The sequence below is a fragment of the Thalassospira sp. MCCC 1A01428 genome, assembly GCF_002115825.1.
Classification (GTDB): domain Bacteria; phylum Pseudomonadota; class Alphaproteobacteria; order Rhodospirillales; family Thalassospiraceae; genus Thalassospira.
Genome location: NZ_JFJZ01000068.1, coordinates 1 through 15,904, shown reverse-complemented (window position 1 = coordinate 15,904; position 15,904 = coordinate 1). Strand labels below are relative to the sequence as shown.

The following is a 15,904-nucleotide window of genomic DNA, read 5'->3' as shown; positions in this document are numbered from 1 at the left end:
TATTTTCCGGGCGGATTACCAGCTGGCCACCAATATTCATGAACTTGCCCATTATATCGGCCAAGGCAATGTTAAAAACATTGCCCTTCACTGCCAGTCCGCACGGTTATTTTTAACCGGCCTCGCCGCCATCTGGCAGGCGGGCTGCCACGCAATTTTACCTGCCAGCGACAAGCCAGGCTATCTGGATGAAATTGCCAGCCAGTTCGATCTGTTTCTTGACGATGCCAAAATCAGTCACATTCTGGCATCATTCACCTCCTCCCTGCCCAATGACCATGCTGCCTTACCCGCGCCGGGACAATGCCGCGCGACATTTTACACATCGGGTTCGACGGGCGCACCAAAGGCAGTTTGCAAGACCCTGGCACAACTTGAAGCCGAGATGGCCATGCAAACCCCGTTATGGCAAGCCAGGTTAAATCCTGATGCCCGCCTTTTAGGGCTGGTATCCCACCAGCATATATACGGGTTGCTGTTTCGCGTGATCTGGCCGGTCATGACCGGGCGGGTTTTTATCGCCACGCAGGCCCGTTTCTGGGAAGATATCATTGCCGATATCAAAACTGGCGATATCATCATTGCCAGCCCGGCCCATTTGCAACGCTTGCACCCGGACCTGAACAAGGCCCCACACCCGGCCTGTATTTTTTGTTCAGGCGGGCCGCTGGACCAGCCATCCGCCGCGCAAAGCCACATCACCTTTGGCGTTTGGCCAACCGAAATCCTGGGTAGCACTGAAACCGGCGGCATTGCCTGGCGCCAGCAAACCATACCCGACGCCCCATGGACACCGTTGCCCGATGTAAAAGCCGCCGTAAACGAGGCTGGCTGCCTGATGGTTGCCGCCCCCCATATTGACGGCGAAAACTGGCATCATACCGAAGACCGCGCCGTTTTTGACAAAACCGGAAAAACACACCGGTTCCGGCTGCGGGGCCGGGCCGACCGGGTGGTGAAAATCGAAGGAAAACGCATATCGCTAAGCCGGGTTGAAACGCATTTAAAAAACCACGACTGGGTTGAAGATGCCGTCGCCCTGCTGCCCGACGAAACCGACAATCGGCTTGCCGCCATTGTGGTTTTAACCCCGAAAGGACAAACCTGCCTGGATCAACTGGGCACCTTTCGCGTCGGCCAAACGTTCCGTTCCCATATTGCGCATCACGAAGACGACGCTGCCCTGCCGCGCCGCTGGCGGTTTGTGAGCACCATCCCCACAGACAGCCAGGGTAAAAAACCGCTTCATGTGCTGCGCACCCTGTTTGATAAACCCGCCCCCCCGGAAACCATAGCCGCCCCGATGCCAGTTCCGTCAAAAACACATGCCATATCAAACCAGCCCATCGTGCTTCCGGCCATCGCCGGGCAATCCGTTGAAAATGATCTGGCCCGGTTTGACATGCGTATAGAACCGGAACTGCTTTATTTTCAGGGGCATTTTAACGGTGCACCAGTATTGCCCGGCGTTGTGCAATTGCATTGGGCCGTTCATTATGCCCGCATCGCTTTCGATATTGTGATCACACCACACGAAATAACCCAGCTAAAATACCGCAAGGTCATTTCCCCGAATGACCAGATCCATCTTATTTTGGAATGCGACCGCATTCGAGGTCAGGTTAAATTCACCTATTCTGGCACTGACACCAGTTATTCCAGTGGTATCATCAAGTTTTCAAAGGCGGACTGATGCAGTCTTGTGCGGTTATTCCTACCCATAACCATCATCGCCCCCTTGCCGATGTGGTGGCAGCGGTTCGCGCCTGCGGCCTGCCGGTGATCATTGTCGATGACGGGTCCGATGCCCCGGCACGCGATGTCATTGCCGCCCTGCATGATCCGAACAATGCCGTCACTGTTCATAGGCTCGATGAAAACGGGGGCAAGGGCATTGCCGTCATGACCGGCTTTGCCATTGCGCAGCGCCAGGGATTTACCCACGCCCTGCAAGTCGATGCCGATGGCCAGCACGACCTGGACCGCATCCCCGATCTGCTGGAAGCATCCCGTCTGCATCCAAATGCCATCATCACCGGCAAACCTGTTTATGATGACAGTGTGCCGACCGCACGCAAGCTGGGCCGTTGGGCAACCCATGTGTGGGTATGGGTCGAAACCCTGTCCCTTGCCATTCGCGACAGCATGTGCGGTTTTCGTGTTTACCCTATCGATACATCGCTTGATGTATGGAAACGCGAAGGCGTCGGCGCAAAGATGGATTTCGACACCGAAATTATGGTGCGCCTGTTTTGGCGCGGGGCCGATGTTATCAGCATCCCGGTTCGGGTTATTTACCCGGAAGGCAATATTTCCAATTTCCGCCTGTGGGACGATAACGTGCTGATTACGCTGATGCATATCCGGCTGGTGCTGGGGATGCTTGCACGCCTGCCCGACTTTGTTTTACAGGGCGGAAAATGGCAACCCGACGCCACCAGGAATAATTCCAATTCCCGGGCTGCTACCGCGTCCAACAAACGCCATAACAATCGGAACCAGCACTGGGCTGATATCGACGAACGCGGCATGTATTGGGGAATGCGGTTTTTAGGGTGGGTCTATAAAACCGGCGGGCGTTATTTGTGCCTGGGTGCGATGTTTCCGGTGATTGTTTATTTCTTTCTGACCGGCGAAACCGCGCGCAAGGCATCGCGAAAATATTTGCGAAAAATGGCACGGGTAAATGGCACGGCCCCGCCACGCTGGCGCGATAGTTTTCGTCATTTCTGGTGTTTTGGCGAAGCTGCCCTCGACAAGGTTGCAGGCTGGTCCGGCGAAATGAAAATGGATGATGTTGTTTTGCCCGATGGGCATGACGGCGTTTTTTCCTATTTGCCAAAGGACCGGGCAATTATTTTGCTGGTATCGCATTTTGGCAATATCGAAATGATCCGCGCCCTTGCCAGCCGTGACCGCGATTTTCGCGTTAATGTGTTGCTCCATCAAAAAAATGCCGCCCGGTTTGGCAAGGTTTTGCAAAAACTGGCACCTGAATCCCAGGTCAATCTGATCGAGGTTAGCGAAATTGGCCCTGATACCGCCATCATGCTAAGCCAAAAGGTAGAACAGGGTGAATGGGTGGTTATCGCCGCCGACCGCGTGGCCATAGGTGCGCGTGATAAAACCGTGATGGTGCCGTTTTTGAACGACCCGGCCCCCCTGCCCCAAGGGCCCTTTATTTTGGCCCATTTGCTGGGATGCCCGGTTTATATGGCTGCCGCCTGGCGCGAAAATGGCCGGTTTACAGTGGCCTGGGAAAAACTGACTGACCGCATGGTGTTACCACGTGGAAAACGCGTTGAAGCCATCACAAAATATGCAACACAATATATGAACTGGCTGGAACCGCGGGTGCGCGCCCATCCGATGCAATGGTACAATTTTTTCGATTTCTGGGCCCGCCCAAAGGATAAAGATGACCAACAAGAACAATAATACCGTCCTCAATGTTGAATTTGGCCGCCAGAAACTGACCATCGAAGATATCGTCAATCTGGCCGAAGGACGGGCAAATGCCGTTCTTTCCACCGACCCGGATTTTCGCGCCCGCATTCAAAAAGGGGTTGATTTTTTGGATCGGGAATTGCGCGAACATGGCCATATTTACGGGGTGACCACCGGATATGGCGATTCTGTCTTGCGCCGTGTCCCCCCCGAACTGGTTGACGAACTGCCCTTGCATCTTAGCCGTTTTCACGGTTGCGGCCTTGGCAGTGAATTGTCCATCCCCGCCAGCCGGGCCGTTCTGGGCGTGCGCCTTGCATCGCTATGCAGCGGATATTCCGGCGTAAGTCCCCAATTGCTGGAACTGTTAACCGCCTTTTTTGATCATGGGATCACCCCGATCATTCCCGAAGAAGGGTCGGTCGGTGCCAGTGGCGACTTAACCCCGCTTTCCTATATTGCCGCCGCCCTTGTTGGTGAACGCGAGGTTATGATGCAGGGCGAACGGTTACCCGCTGCCATCGCGCTTGAAAAAGCCAATTTAACGCCGTTAACCCTGCGCCCGAAAGAAGCCCTGGCCATTATGAATGGCACATCAGTCATGACAGCGCTGATGTGCCAGGCCTTTGCCCGTGCCGATTATTTATGCCGCCTGACGGCACGCATCACATCGCTTGCCACCATTGCATTGCATGGCAACCCGGCCCATTTTGATGCCCGCCTGTTTGCCGCCAAACCCCACCCCGGCCAGGCGCAAGTCGCGGCGCATATCGCACGCGACCTTGCCGATCTGGGGGCAACCTATCAGCCCGCCCGTTTGCAGGACCGTTATTCCATTCGCTGTGCCCCCCACGTGATTGGCGTTTTGGCCGATATGATGCCAACCTTTCGCGCCACGCTGGAAACCGAACTTAACAGCGCCAATGACAACCCGTTGATTGATATTGATGACGAAACCATTTTGCATGGCGGGCATTTTTACGGCGGGCACGTCGCCTTTGTTGCCGATGGCATGAAAACCCTGATCGCCAATCTCGCAGATCTGATGGACCGGCAACTGGCATTGCTGGTCGACACCAAATTCAATCATGGCTTGCCGTCCAACCTGTCAGGTTCGGCGACGGAACGCGCGTCGATCAATCATGGTTTGAAGGCCGTGCAAATCGGGGCCTCGGCATGGACGGCGGAAGCCCTTAAAAACACCATGCCCGCCAGCGTTTTTTCGCGTTCGACCGAATGCCACAACCAGGACAAGGTCAGCATGGGTACCATTGCCGCGCGCGACTGTTTGCGGGTTTTGCAGTTAACCGAACAGGTGGCATCGGCCTTGCTGATTGCGGTGCGACAGGCAATGGTTTTACGTTTGCAACAAGGCAGCATTTCGCCTGATCAGCTTGGCGATGATGTCACGGACTTTCTGGCTGCCCTTGGCGATGATATCGCCTTTATCGACGAAGACCGGCCCCTTGAAGGCACCTTGCGCACATTAATTGACCGCATACAGGCCCGCCATTGGCCGCTTTACGCCGCCGATAAAGTTAACGAGGCAGCAGCATCATGATCAGCGCCAGCGTTACTGAAACCATCCAGTTTTATCACCTTGATCCAATGAATGTGGTTTGGCATGGCAATTATGTGCAGTTCTTTGAACAGGCCCGCTGTGCGCTTCTCGATCTGATCGATTATAACTATCCGCAAATGGATGCGTCGGGCTATGTCTGGCCGGTTGTCGACATGCGGGTAAAATATGTGCGCCCGTGTCGATTTGGGCAAAAAATACAAACCACCGCCACATTGATCGAATATGAAAACAGGATGAAAATCAGTTACCTGATCACGGATGCCCAAACTGGTGAAAAGCTGACCAAGGGTTTTACCATCCAGGTTGCTGTTGAAAAGGCCAGCGGCGAAATGCTGTTTCGCAGCCCCGATTTCCTGATCGACAAGCTGGAGGCGATGAATTGACCTTTGCCCGTATTATGCGTTCCCTGCTTTTGGCCGGGTCGGTTATCTGTGCGCTGGGTACCCCCCTGACCGTCCATGCTCGCCCTGGCGTCGTCGCCCTGGAAAAGAACCAGTATTTGCGCGGTGATTTCACCATGAACCGGCATCTAAGCGGATTTAACGACGGTTTAAAATCGCAAGGCGAATTCGTGCTGGTACCTGGTGCCGGCCTGATTTGGCAAACCAATGCCCCCTTTCCCGGTACCACTGTTTTGGGGCCGGGCGGCATTGTGAACATTGATGCCGATGGCGACCGTACCCGCCTGGGCACCGGCGCGGCGCAATTTGGCATTTTTGTTGATCTGATTTCATCGGTATTGGCGGGCAATTGGTCGGCGCTTGAAAACCGGTTTCATGTTGAATTTTCACCGCCTGGCGATACCACATGGCAGGTCAAACTTACCCCGTTTGGTGAAAGCGCGATTGGCGGGCAAATCACCGATATTATTGCCACCGGCGATACCTTTGTCCAACAGGTACGCCTGAACAAACCCGGTGGCGATTTTGACGATATCACCCTGACCCAACAGCACGCCGAAAACCTGCCCCTGCCCAAAGAAAAAGCCGATCTTTTGCCAAAGGCTGCCTCTAAATGACAGGTCGCCACGCCACAATCTGGATTATGTGCCTGGTAATGGCTGCCGCCTGGTGCGCCTGGCAAATTGGCGGCGGTCACACCCGCATTGATTCCGACTTTATTTCGCTAATCGGGCAGGAAAACCCTGACGATACTGGCAAATTTAACGACATCAACGCGGTACGCCATATTTTGGCACAAGATTCCCGCCAGGCCATTTTTATGGTCTCAGCCCCCAATCGCGACCGCGCCACCAATGCTGCGGCCGACCTTGCCGGTCGTTTATCATGGATTAACGGCACCGAGAAAGTCACCACGCCAGATGACCGTGCGGGTCGCCTGCCCGAATTAATGGCATTCTTGCAGCCCCATGCTGCGGCCCTGCTGTCTCCGCAGGACCGCAAAACATTGCTGGCCGACAAAGGCGGACAAATTTACCAGCGTACGGTGCAAAACCTGTATTCACCTGCCAGCACCGTTAACGCCAGATCCCTGCAACAGGACCCGTTTTCATTATTACCGCAATATCTGGGCGCACTGGCCGGTTATATGGGCGAAGGTGGCGGTGTTGTCTCGCAAAATGGTCGCTATTACGTGCCGGTGGTGGCATCGCTTGATCCGCGACTGGCAGGGTCGGACCGCGATGCTCAATGGGTTGGCGATGCCAACACTGCTGTAAACGCCCTGAACCGCAATTCAGACATTAACGTTACCCGCACCGGCCAGGTGTTTTTTGCCGCCGCCGAAGCCAGCCATGCCAAGGCCGATGTACAGCGCATTGCCCTTTTGGCAACCAGTGGCATTGTCTTTATGGTCGGGTTGGTGTTTTTTTCGTGGGGGCCGTTACTCGCCGCACTCATTACACTGGCAAGTGGTATTCTGGCGGGTATTACTGCCATTACCATTATTTTTGGCACGGTCCATGCGATCGCGATGGTTTTTGGTTCCAGCCTGATTGGGATCGCGGTTGATTACGCCCTGCATTATGTCAGCATCGACCCGGCACGGGGCAGCGCACACCAGCGATTACGCCTTATTTTACCGGGGCTGACATTGGGCTTGCTAACATCGGTTGTCGGGTTTGCCGCCCTGTCAATCAGCCCCACAATCCTGTTAACCCAGATTGCAATATATTCGGTTGCCGGGTTGATTGGTGCCTATCTGACGGTGATTTTTCTGTTGCCGTTTTTGCCGGTACAACCGGTGCGCAATTACCTGCCGATCCGCCGCAGTGTCGCGATCTTGCAATATGTGCAATATCGCATTACCCCGCCCACCTGGGGTCGGTTATCGCTGGTGGTGATTATTCTGGCGGGCTTTGGTGCCAGCACCTTTTTTATTAAAGGCGACGACAATATTCGCAATCTTGGCCGCGGCAATACTGACCTGATTGCGCAAACCAATACCATCCGCCACATTCTGGGCATGGGGGCCAGCCCGATGTTTTTACGCATTGATGGCCCCACCGCCGAAAACCGCCTGCAAACCGAAGAAGCCTTGCGCACCCGTTTAACACCCTTGCTAAAAAACGGCGCACTGGATGGCATGGTGACCCTTGCCGATATTATCCCGTCGCAAAAACGCCAGGCCGAAAATATTGATCTGGTCAAAACCGGTTTGTATCAGCCCTATGGGCCAAAGCTGGCTGCTATTGTACCGGTCGATCTAAAACTGCCGTCATCAGCGACATCATCCTTTTTGCGGCCCGATGACGCCAGCCTGCATGTTTTGCCCGAACTGGCAAATTTGCAATCCGGCGACAGCGACCTGGTCCGCCTGCGCGGTGTGCAGGATGTAAGCGCGCTAAAAAACGCCCTGCAGGACATCGACAACGCCCATTTGATCGACCCTGCCAGTGCCATTTCCAAACTGTTCGGACAATATCGGCACTGGGCCTATCTGGCCCTTGGCGTTGCCATGTTTGCCGCTTTGGTGCTGGCGATGTTCCGTTATGGGTTACGCGATGGCATTTGTGTTTTTGGTGCCCCTGCCGGGGCTGTTTTATGTGCGCTTGCCGGCAGTTTTGCGCTGGGCGTACCCCATAACTTTTTCACCACCATGGCGCTGTTTCTGGTTTTTGCCATCGGGGCCGATTACGTACTGTTTTTGGCCGAAAGCCGCCACAGCAGCCACGACCAGGATACCAGCCTGGCAGTATTGCTGTCACTGATCAGCAGCGTTCTCGCCTTTGGCCTGCTGGCAACCAGTTCAGTACCACTGGTCAGCGAAATTGGCATTGTCATTGCCATTGGCCTGATTGCGGCCTGGGTACTGGCCCCGGTAATGGCGGGGCGACGCAGTGCCAACCCGGCAGGCATACCTGATGCGCAGCAAACCAACCCCGACACCCTGATGACGAAAGATGGCACAGCCGATGACCAAATTTGATATTGCCATTATCGGTGCCGGACCAGCCGGAGCCGTAAGTGCAAAATTCCTGCATGACGCAGGGTTGTCGGTGATTGTGCTGGAAGCATCCCGTTTCCCGCGATTTGTTATTGGCGAAAGCCTGCTGCCCTTTTGCATGAATGTGCTGGAAAAATGCGGGCTGGCACAAACCGTGGTCGAGCATGCCAAACCCGCCGCCTTCCAGTTTAAAAATGGTGCCGCCTTTACCCGGGGTGACCAGCATTGCAGCATCGATTTTCGCGACCGGTTTGAAAATGACGGCTGGGGCACGACCTTTCAGGTTAAACGCGGCGAATTTGACAAAATCCTGATTGATACCGTGGCTGAAGCCGGCGTTGATGTACGCTTTGGACACCGGGTTATCAATGCCCGCCTTGCCGATGGTGACTGCCAGCTGGATTTTGAAAATGACACCGGTGAACACGGCACAATTCATGCCGGTTTTGTGATCGATGCCAGCGGATATGGCCGGGTCATTCCCAAAATGCTGGGACAGGCAAACACCGCCACCATGCTGTCGCGCCGCGCCCTTTATACCCATGTGCGCGACAATATTACCGACGCCACCTATGATCGGGAAAAAATCCTGATCACGGTGCATCCAACCCGGCACGACATATGGTACTGGCTGATCCCGTTTGCCGATGGCACGTCATCACTTGGCGTGGTTTACCCGCAAGATAATACCGACACGAACCAGAAAGCGGATGATGCCGCCCTGTTTGACCAACTGGTGGGTGAAACCGGCCTAGGGCCGCTTTTAGGCCGGGCCGAAAAAACCCGGCCCCTGGGGGCGATTGACGGATACAGCGTCACCACCGACCAGCTTTATGGCAATGGTTACGTTTTATTGGGAAATTCGGCAGGCTTTCTGGATCCTGTCTTTTCCTCGGGCGTTACCATTGCAATGTATTCTGCCGAACTTGCTGCCAAAACCCTGATCAACCGCCATCAGGGCCGCGATCCGGACTGGGAAAACAGCTTTGCCCGCCCCTTGGGGGCAGGCATTGCCACGTTCAAATCCTATGTCGAAGCGTGGTACGATGGCCGCCTGCAACAGATTATTTTTAACCAGCCCGAACGGGACCTGCAGTTAAAACGCATGGTCGTTTCGATTTTGGCCGGATACGCCTGGAATATCGAAAACCCGCTGGTCGCCAAGACAGACCGTTATTTGAACCTGTTACACGAGTTATGCCTGTGAAAATTGGTCACGCCCTGATAATCGCCACAGCGCTGCTAACAACAGCCTGTGCAAAACCGATGGAACTGCCGTTTGATCTTGGCTCGATTGATCTTGGTGCGTTTGATCTGTCAAATTCCGCGCAAAAAGAACATGTCAAACGGCACGAGGCGGCGTTAAACGCGGCTGAACCGGACCATATCGTCGCGCTGAATGGCGATAATAATGCCCTGTTTGTGCTGCCGCAAATACCGTGGCCGCTCGATGCCAACAAGGTTGATGTAACCCAAAAAGTCCATGCCACCTGGCAAAACGGCCAGTCTGCCGATTTTGAAGCCCGCCTGAGTCTGGCCCCTGGCCATGTCCGCATGGTGATGCTCGACCCGATGGGACGCCGCGCTATGCAAATCAACTGGAGCCGCACCGAGCTTGATTTTCAACGTGCTGACTGGATGCCAGCCGCCTTTGACCCGGCCCGAATGCTGGCCGATATCATGATGGTTTATTGGCCGACCGAAATTCTGCGCGATGCCTTGCCATCCAACATGGTGCTGGTATCCAATCCCGATAATCGCCAGATCGCGGTGATTAACGAAGATGATGACAATACCCCTTATACAACCATCAGCTATCCGGCAAATGATCGCTGGCAGGGCGATGCCAGCCTTTCCAACATTCGCGATGACTATGCCTTGCACATCCGTTCATCGCGGATCGGCACGCAATGACGACGCGGCGCTTTTCGGGGGATAGCGCCACGCCTGAAAATAACGGCACCAAACCGGGCAGCGCTGATGAACAAACCACCAGCCAGCGCCGCCCGGTCAGTTTTCTTCATGCCCTGGGCATTGTTTCAGCCCTTGGCATGAATTGCGAGGAAACCCGCGACACCCTGTTTGGTGATCAGCCCGCCAACATGGTAACAAGCAATAATTTTTTGCCCGACCGTGCCGTCACCGTTGGCATGGTGCCCGATGAACCCGCCGCACTGCCCAAACATTTGCACCACCACGATACCCGCAACAATCGCCTGCTTTGGGCCGCCACCGGCCAGATCAGTGAGTGCATTGAGGCAACCATTGCCCGCTATGGGCCCGGGCGGATCGGTATTATTCTGGGCACCAGCACATCGGGCATTGATGAAGGCACACAATCCTACCGGCACTATCTGCAACAAGGGGCCTTGCCCGGAAATTTCAGCTATGCGGGCCAGGAAATTGGTGCCCCGGCCGATTTTTTGCGCGAAGCCCTGGGGTTAAATGGCCCGTCCTATGTTATTTCCACTGCCTGTTCGTCCAGTGCCAAGGTATTTTCGGCGGGGCAACGGTTGATCCGCGCCGGAATATGCGATGCCGTGCTGATTGGCGGGGTGGACAGTTTATGCAGCCTGACCATTGCGGGCTTTGCCGCCCTGCAATCCGTCGCGGCCGGGCTTTGCACCCCCATGAGTACCAACCGCGATGGCATTAACATTGGCGAGGGTGCTGCTGTTTTCATGATGCGGCGTGACGAGGCCGATATTGCCCTGTTAGGGGTGGGCGAAACATCGGATGCCCATCACCCCAATGCGCCCCACCCCGACGGTATTGGGGCACGTGCCGCCATGCAACAGGCACTTGACCAGGCTGGTTTGCAGCCATCGGACATTGCATATTTAAACATGCATGGCACCGCAACCCCGCTTAACGACAGCATGGAAGCCAAGGCCATTCATGACCTGTTTGGCGATAACGTCCCGGTCAGTTCGACCAAACCCATGACCGGGCATACATTGGGCGCGGCCGGTGCCATTGAAGCCGCAATTTTATATCTGGCCCTAACAGATGTATCGACGGGTGGTCGGGATGGGCAAAGCCACGGCCCGCGCCTGCCCCGCCATATCTGGGATGGTGCCCGCGATGATAACCTGCCCGACCTTATGCTGGTCACCGATCAGAACAACCGTGTTGCGCCGGGTGAAAAATACGCGATGCTCAGCAATTCCTTTGCCTTTGGTGGCAGCAATGCGGCCGTTATTCTGGCAAAAGGCTGGCATCATGCCAGCGCACCTGAAAACATATCGTAGAACGACAATGACCGCCGACTTGCACAAGGCCAACACCATGTCCATTCCGCCCGCACCACCTTCACACCCGGCATTTCCGCCGGTGGCAACACTGGTACCGCACGCGACCCCGATGCTGCTGATCGACCGCATCCTTAATGCAAATGATGACAGCATGACAGCCGAAGTCACCATTCAGCCCGACAGCATGTTTTGCGACGCAAACGATGGCGTGCCGGGTTATGTTGGTATTGAATATATTGCGCAAACTGTTTCGGCCTATAGCGGCTGGCGTGCACAAAAAGCAAGTGCCAGTGCCAGTGCCAGCGATGCCAAACCCAAAATCGGGTATCTGTTAGGAACGCGCAAAATGACACTGGCAGTTGATGCATTCAAACCCGGTGACCGGCTGGAAATTACGGTGAAAAACGTCTTTGAAGACGGCGAAATGGGCGTGTTTGACGGCACGGTCCGTTGCCACCAACAGGTGATTGTCAGCGCGCGTGTAAACGTGTATCAGCCAGACACGTAAAAGTTAACAACCCGCCATTCCAAATATATTTCGACCACAAACCGTAAGAACCCATGACAGAAACCATACTGGTAACAGGCGCAAGCAAGGGAATAGGGGCAGCAACGGCCCGCCGTCTTGCCCGCGATGGCTTTGATATCATTGTTCATTATCATTCAGACCATGCCGGCGCACAGGCCGTATGCGATGATATTGCCGCCTGCGGCCAGCAGGCCCGGCTCATACAGTTTGATATCGCCAACCGTGACCAAACCCGCACTGCCATTGAACAGGATATCGCCCAATATGGTGCCCCTTACGGCGTGGTTCTTAATGCCGGGCTTACCCGCGACGGGGCATTTCCAGCACTGGAAGATGACGATTGGGACATCGTGATCAACACCAATCTGGGCGGTTTTTACAATGTCGTCAAACCACTGGTCATGCCGATGGTGCAGCGGCGCAAACCGGGGCGGATTGTGGCCCTCACATCCATTGCCGGGCTGGCAGGCAATCGCGGGCAGGTTAATTATGCGGCGTCAAAGGCAGGCATTATCGGCGCGGTCAAATCGCTGGCACTGGAACTGGCGAAACGCAATATTACGGTTAATGCCGTGGCACCGGGCATTATCGAAACCCAAATGACCGCAGATCTGCCCGAGGCCGACTTGCGCGCCATGATCCCGTTGCGTCGCTTTGGCAAAACCGATGAAATCGCAGGGACCATTTCATTTTTATGCGGTCCCGATGCCGCCTATATCACCCGTCAGGTCATCAGCGTGAATGGCGGCATGTTATGAGCCAGCCTTCAACTGCATTTCCGCGCCGCGTGGTTGTAACCGGCATGTCGGGCATCACCGCCCTTGGCAACAGCTGGCCCACCATCCGTGCCCGCATGGAGGCTGGCGAAACCGGCATTTGCCGCATGGATGACTGGGATGGCAAATATGATTTGCACACGAAACTGGCTGGCCCGGTTAATGATTTTTCCCTGAAAGGCCAGTTTAACCGTAAACAGTTGCGCAGTATGGGCCGGGTGGCACAAATGGCGCTGGCCGCCACCGACAGCGCCCTGGCCGATGCCGGTTTGCGAGACGAAACCGCCACTTTACGTGGCGGGCGAATGGGCATTGCCTATGGGTCATCCTTTGGCAGCACACCGCCGGTTTTGGGCTTTACCCGGTTATTTGAAACCGGATCAACAAACGGCATTACCGCAACCAGCTATATCCAGATGATGAGCCACACCGCCGCAGTTAATATTGGCGTTTTATATGGTATTTGTGGCCGTATCATTCCCACATCCACCGCCTGCACATCGGGCAGCATGGGTATTGGTTATGCCTATGAAGCCATCAAATATGGCATGCAGGATGTGATGATTGCAGGCGGGGCCGAAGAACTTTGCCCCACCATGGTCGCGGTGTTTGACACATTATTTGCCACCAGTACCGCCAACGATGATGCAGGCCACAGCCCCCGCCCCTATGACGCACGGCGTGACGGGCTGGTGATTGGTGAAGGGGCCGGCACCCTGATTTTGGAAGAATACAGCCACGCCAAGGCACGCAGCGCACCGATTTATGCCGAAATTGTCGGCTTTGCCACCAATTCCGACGGGGCGCATATTACCCAGCCTGCTGCTGATAAAATGCAAATCGCCCTACAAAATGCACTGACGGATGCGCAACTGTCAGCCAGCGATATTGGCCTTGTTAATGGCCACGGTACTGCAACAGACCACGGCGATCTGGCCGAAAGCATCGCCACCCGGACCGTCTTTAACCGTGCAGTGCCCATTCATACCCTGAAAGGTCATTTTGGCCATTCATTAGGGGCCTGTGGCGCCATCGAGGCGTGGCTGGGCATTGAAATGATGCGCGAGGGACGGTTTGTCGCCACCGCCAACCTTGAACAGGTCGACCCGAAATGCGCAGATCTGGACTATATAATGGAAACGCCAAGGTTGCTTGAAACGGACCATATCATGTCCAATAACTTTGCTTTTGGCGGCATTAACACATCGCTTGTGCTGCGCGCGACCGATGCAATGGTCAAATAAATTTGGGCAGCACAATTTCATGCGCTGCCCAAATACTGTCCATAACCTGACGTCGGGTTAAAACTGGTAAACCAGCCCCAAACCAACACCATAAATTACGTCTTCATCAATGATCGAGCTGTCCTTGTATTCGTCAGGCAAAAAGGTTGCACTAGCATTGGCGCGTACGATCATTTGTTGGGTCAACTGATAGCCAACCGATGCATCAAGATGCGGCAAAAAGGCGCTGTCGGCGGAATATGCCGCGCGATCGGCACGGGCTTCGCCCGGTTCAACCCCGACATAATAATTGTTCAAATCGGAATCGCGCCACATAACACCGCCGCCCACTTCATAGTGAAAACGCCCGGTCTGAAACGGCACGGTATAGGTGGCATCGGCCTGCTGGCCTTCATGTTCACCACTTACATCGTGCAAATATTCGATATGGGCATCACCTGGGCCAACCTTGCGGTCATAGGCAACACCGGTTTCAAACGCCCAGTCCCGATCATGCAAACCACGTAGATACGAGCTGTCATCATCATCGAACGGCTTTTGGCGCAAGTTACCCAAAATCGAAACACTGCCCCAGTTACCCTGAACAATTTTCGCCTTGATCCCGTCAATCCCGACATGCAGACGTTCGCTATCAAAGCTGATCCAGGGCAAGCCACTCAGGTCATAATCATCGGCACCCCGATAGGGCGATGTCTCGACATTGCCAACCGCACCCAACTGCCAACGACCTTTTAACCACTGATCGCTATAGGACGCGTTCCCGGCAGAAATACCGTCATGATTGGGCATGGTGGTTTCGGTATTATTCCCTGCCGACCCATTATTATGCAGCATGTCATTTGCCGGGTTTGGCCCCGGCTGGGACATAGGCGGCTTGTCCTCGGCCCGTGCCGCAACAGGCAGAGCAACCATTGCCATGCACGCGGGCACCAGGCAATACCGTATATGATGCAGTCTCATGTCCAAACGAGTTCTCCGTTATTGGTCATTGTGATCGGATATTGAACGATTTTGTTGTTTGCTCAGTACCGTGTTGATCAGACCAATTTGCCTGTTTTATGGCAACCTGGCGTCCTTGCGGGTAATCTCGGTCGCCAAATGACGTCCTATTGCGCATTAGGACGTTACGTTTTCCTTACGGCGCAGGCTGCTTGGGGTCTCGCCAGTGATTTTTTTGAATGCCAGATTGAATGTCGATTTTGAATTGAAACCAACCTCCAGCGCCACATCAAGAATGGGCCGATCAGGCTGATCAAGCAAAATACGGCGGGCTTCGGCAATACGGGCGCTGTTTACATAGTCAAAAAAGTTCTGACCGATATGGTGATTCAAAACATAGGATAGCTGGTTGGGGGAAATACCAACGGCACGCGCCAGTTTTGGCAACGATATCATCGGGTCATGCAGCAGGTCGCCCTGATTATGAATAACCTGTAAGCGTCGAAGCGCACGCCGGGCGTCGTCCTCGTCAAGAAGGGGGCGTGGCAGGGTGTCCGCCCCCCCGCGCGCGCGTTCTTCCGTACCGGGCTCGATACCATCAGCGCGATCGGCAACCTGTTGTGATGCCTTAAATACAGCTTCATCCCGGCGCAAAACCGCCTCTGGTTCAACCGCGGCCTGGTGCCTTGAAGCCGAGTCGCCGTGTCGGTTTAGCTCCGATTCGTTTT

At 54.8% G+C, this 15,904-nt stretch carries 14 protein-coding genes; 12 read left to right on the top strand and 2 right to left on the bottom strand.

The genetic code is table 11. The features are described from left to right. The 12 genes from THS27_RS24410 to THS27_RS24355 form a co-directional block, all read left to right on the top strand. On the top strand, positions 1-1,693 hold a 1,693-nt coding region (locus THS27_RS24410), incomplete at its 5' end, for an AMP-binding protein (protein ID WP_085595371.1). After that, positions 1,693-3,438, top strand: coding sequence for a glycosyltransferase (locus THS27_RS24405; RefSeq protein WP_085595369.1), 1,746 nt, complete (start codon positions 1,693-1,695; stop codon positions 3,436-3,438). The genes THS27_RS24410 and THS27_RS24405, both read left to right, overlap by 1 nt. Further along, positions 3,419-5,008 (top strand): histidine ammonia-lyase, encoded by a 1,590-nt coding sequence (gene hutH / locus THS27_RS24400; protein ID WP_085595367.1) that lies wholly within the window; start codon positions 3,419-3,421, stop codon positions 5,006-5,008. The genes THS27_RS24405 and hutH overlap by 20 nt, the downstream gene beginning before the upstream one ends. Next, positions 5,005-5,412 carry a thioesterase family protein gene (locus THS27_RS24395; protein ID WP_085595365.1) on the top strand — a complete coding sequence of 136 codons (408 nt, stop codon included), beginning with the start codon at positions 5,005-5,007 and terminating at the stop codon, positions 5,410-5,412. Before hutH ends, THS27_RS24395 begins: the two co-directional genes overlap by 4 nt. Then, positions 5,409-6,047 carry an outer membrane lipoprotein carrier protein LolA gene (locus THS27_RS24390; protein ID WP_085595363.1) on the top strand — a complete coding sequence of 213 codons (639 nt, stop codon included), beginning with the start codon at positions 5,409-5,411 and terminating at the stop codon, positions 6,045-6,047. Before THS27_RS24395 ends, THS27_RS24390 begins: the two co-directional genes overlap by 4 nt. Beyond that, positions 6,044-8,416, top strand: a complete 2,373-nt coding sequence (locus tag THS27_RS24385) for an MMPL family transporter (RefSeq protein WP_085595361.1) — start codon at positions 6,044-6,046, stop codon at positions 8,414-8,416. Before THS27_RS24390 ends, THS27_RS24385 begins: the two co-directional genes overlap by 4 nt. Next, positions 8,403-9,641: an NAD(P)/FAD-dependent oxidoreductase gene (locus THS27_RS24380; RefSeq protein ID WP_168185000.1), complete on the top strand. Its 1,239-nt coding sequence runs from the start codon at positions 8,403-8,405 to the stop codon at positions 9,639-9,641. Before THS27_RS24385 ends, THS27_RS24380 begins: the two co-directional genes overlap by 14 nt. Beyond that, positions 9,638-10,348 (top strand): DUF3261 domain-containing protein, encoded by a 711-nt coding sequence (locus tag THS27_RS24375; protein WP_168184999.1) that lies wholly within the window; start codon positions 9,638-9,640, stop codon positions 10,346-10,348. Before THS27_RS24380 ends, THS27_RS24375 begins: the two co-directional genes overlap by 4 nt. Then, positions 10,345-11,685, top strand: coding sequence for a beta-ketoacyl-[acyl-carrier-protein] synthase family protein (locus tag THS27_RS24370; RefSeq protein WP_085595355.1), 1,341 nt, complete (start codon positions 10,345-10,347; stop codon positions 11,683-11,685). The genes THS27_RS24375 and THS27_RS24370 overlap by 4 nt, the downstream gene beginning before the upstream one ends. A gap of 7 nt (positions 11,686-11,692) precedes the next feature. Next, entirely contained in the window at positions 11,693-12,196 is a 504-nt protein-coding gene (locus tag THS27_RS24365) for a 3-hydroxylacyl-ACP dehydratase (protein ID WP_168184998.1), read from the top strand. Between the two features lie 53 nt (positions 12,197-12,249). Continuing rightward, complete coding sequence (fabG, locus tag THS27_RS24360; protein ID WP_085595351.1) at positions 12,250-12,975, top strand: 3-oxoacyl-ACP reductase FabG; 726 nt, start codon at positions 12,250-12,252, stop codon at positions 12,973-12,975. Beyond that, positions 12,972-14,237 carry a beta-ketoacyl-ACP synthase gene (locus tag THS27_RS24355; protein ID WP_085595349.1) on the top strand — a complete coding sequence of 422 codons (1,266 nt, stop codon included), beginning with the start codon at positions 12,972-12,974 and terminating at the stop codon, positions 14,235-14,237. The genes fabG and THS27_RS24355 overlap by 4 nt, the downstream gene beginning before the upstream one ends. 57 nt (positions 14,238-14,294) lie before the next feature. Here THS27_RS24355 and THS27_RS24350 read toward each other — a convergent pair whose 3' ends face one another. Continuing rightward, the gene (locus THS27_RS24350) at positions 14,295-15,155 is read right to left on the bottom strand and encodes a MipA/OmpV family protein (RefSeq protein ID WP_168184997.1); all 861 of its coding nucleotides are present in this window, start codon (positions 15,153-15,155) and stop codon (positions 14,295-14,297) included. Positions 15,156-15,353: 198 nt separating this feature from the next. Beyond that, positions 15,354-15,904 (bottom strand): helix-turn-helix domain-containing protein (locus THS27_RS24345; protein WP_139835733.1); only part of this gene is annotated, 551 nt, incomplete at its 5' end.

Excerpts from the sequence above, each read along its gene's own strand:
- THS27_RS24365 (WP_168184998.1), top strand. The coding sequence starts at position 11,693 with ATGACCGCCGACTTGCACAAGGCCAACACCATGTCCATTCCGCCCGCA.
- THS27_RS24355 (WP_085595349.1), top strand. The coding sequence starts at position 12,972 with ATGAGCCAGCCTTCAACTGCATTTCCGCGCCGCGTGGTTGTAACCGGC.
- THS27_RS24370 (WP_085595355.1), top strand. The coding sequence starts at position 10,345 with ATGACGACGCGGCGCTTTTCGGGGGATAGCGCCACGCCTGAAAATAAC.
- hutH (WP_085595367.1), top strand. The coding sequence starts at position 3,419 with ATGACCAACAAGAACAATAATACCGTCCTCAATGTTGAATTTGGCCGC.
- fabG (WP_085595351.1), top strand. The coding sequence starts at position 12,250 with ATGACAGAAACCATACTGGTAACAGGCGCAAGCAAGGGAATAGGGGCA.
- THS27_RS24350 (WP_168184997.1), bottom strand. The coding sequence starts at position 15,155 with ATGGCAATGGTTGCTCTGCCTGTTGCGGCACGGGCCGAGGACAAGCCG.
- THS27_RS24385 (WP_085595361.1), top strand. The coding sequence starts at position 6,044 with ATGACAGGTCGCCACGCCACAATCTGGATTATGTGCCTGGTAATGGCT.
- THS27_RS24405 (WP_085595369.1), top strand. The coding sequence starts at position 1,693 with ATGCAGTCTTGTGCGGTTATTCCTACCCATAACCATCATCGCCCCCTT.
- THS27_RS24380 (WP_168185000.1), top strand. The coding sequence starts at position 8,403 with ATGACCAAATTTGATATTGCCATTATCGGTGCCGGACCAGCCGGAGCC.
- THS27_RS24395 (WP_085595365.1), top strand. The coding sequence starts at position 5,005 with ATGATCAGCGCCAGCGTTACTGAAACCATCCAGTTTTATCACCTTGAT.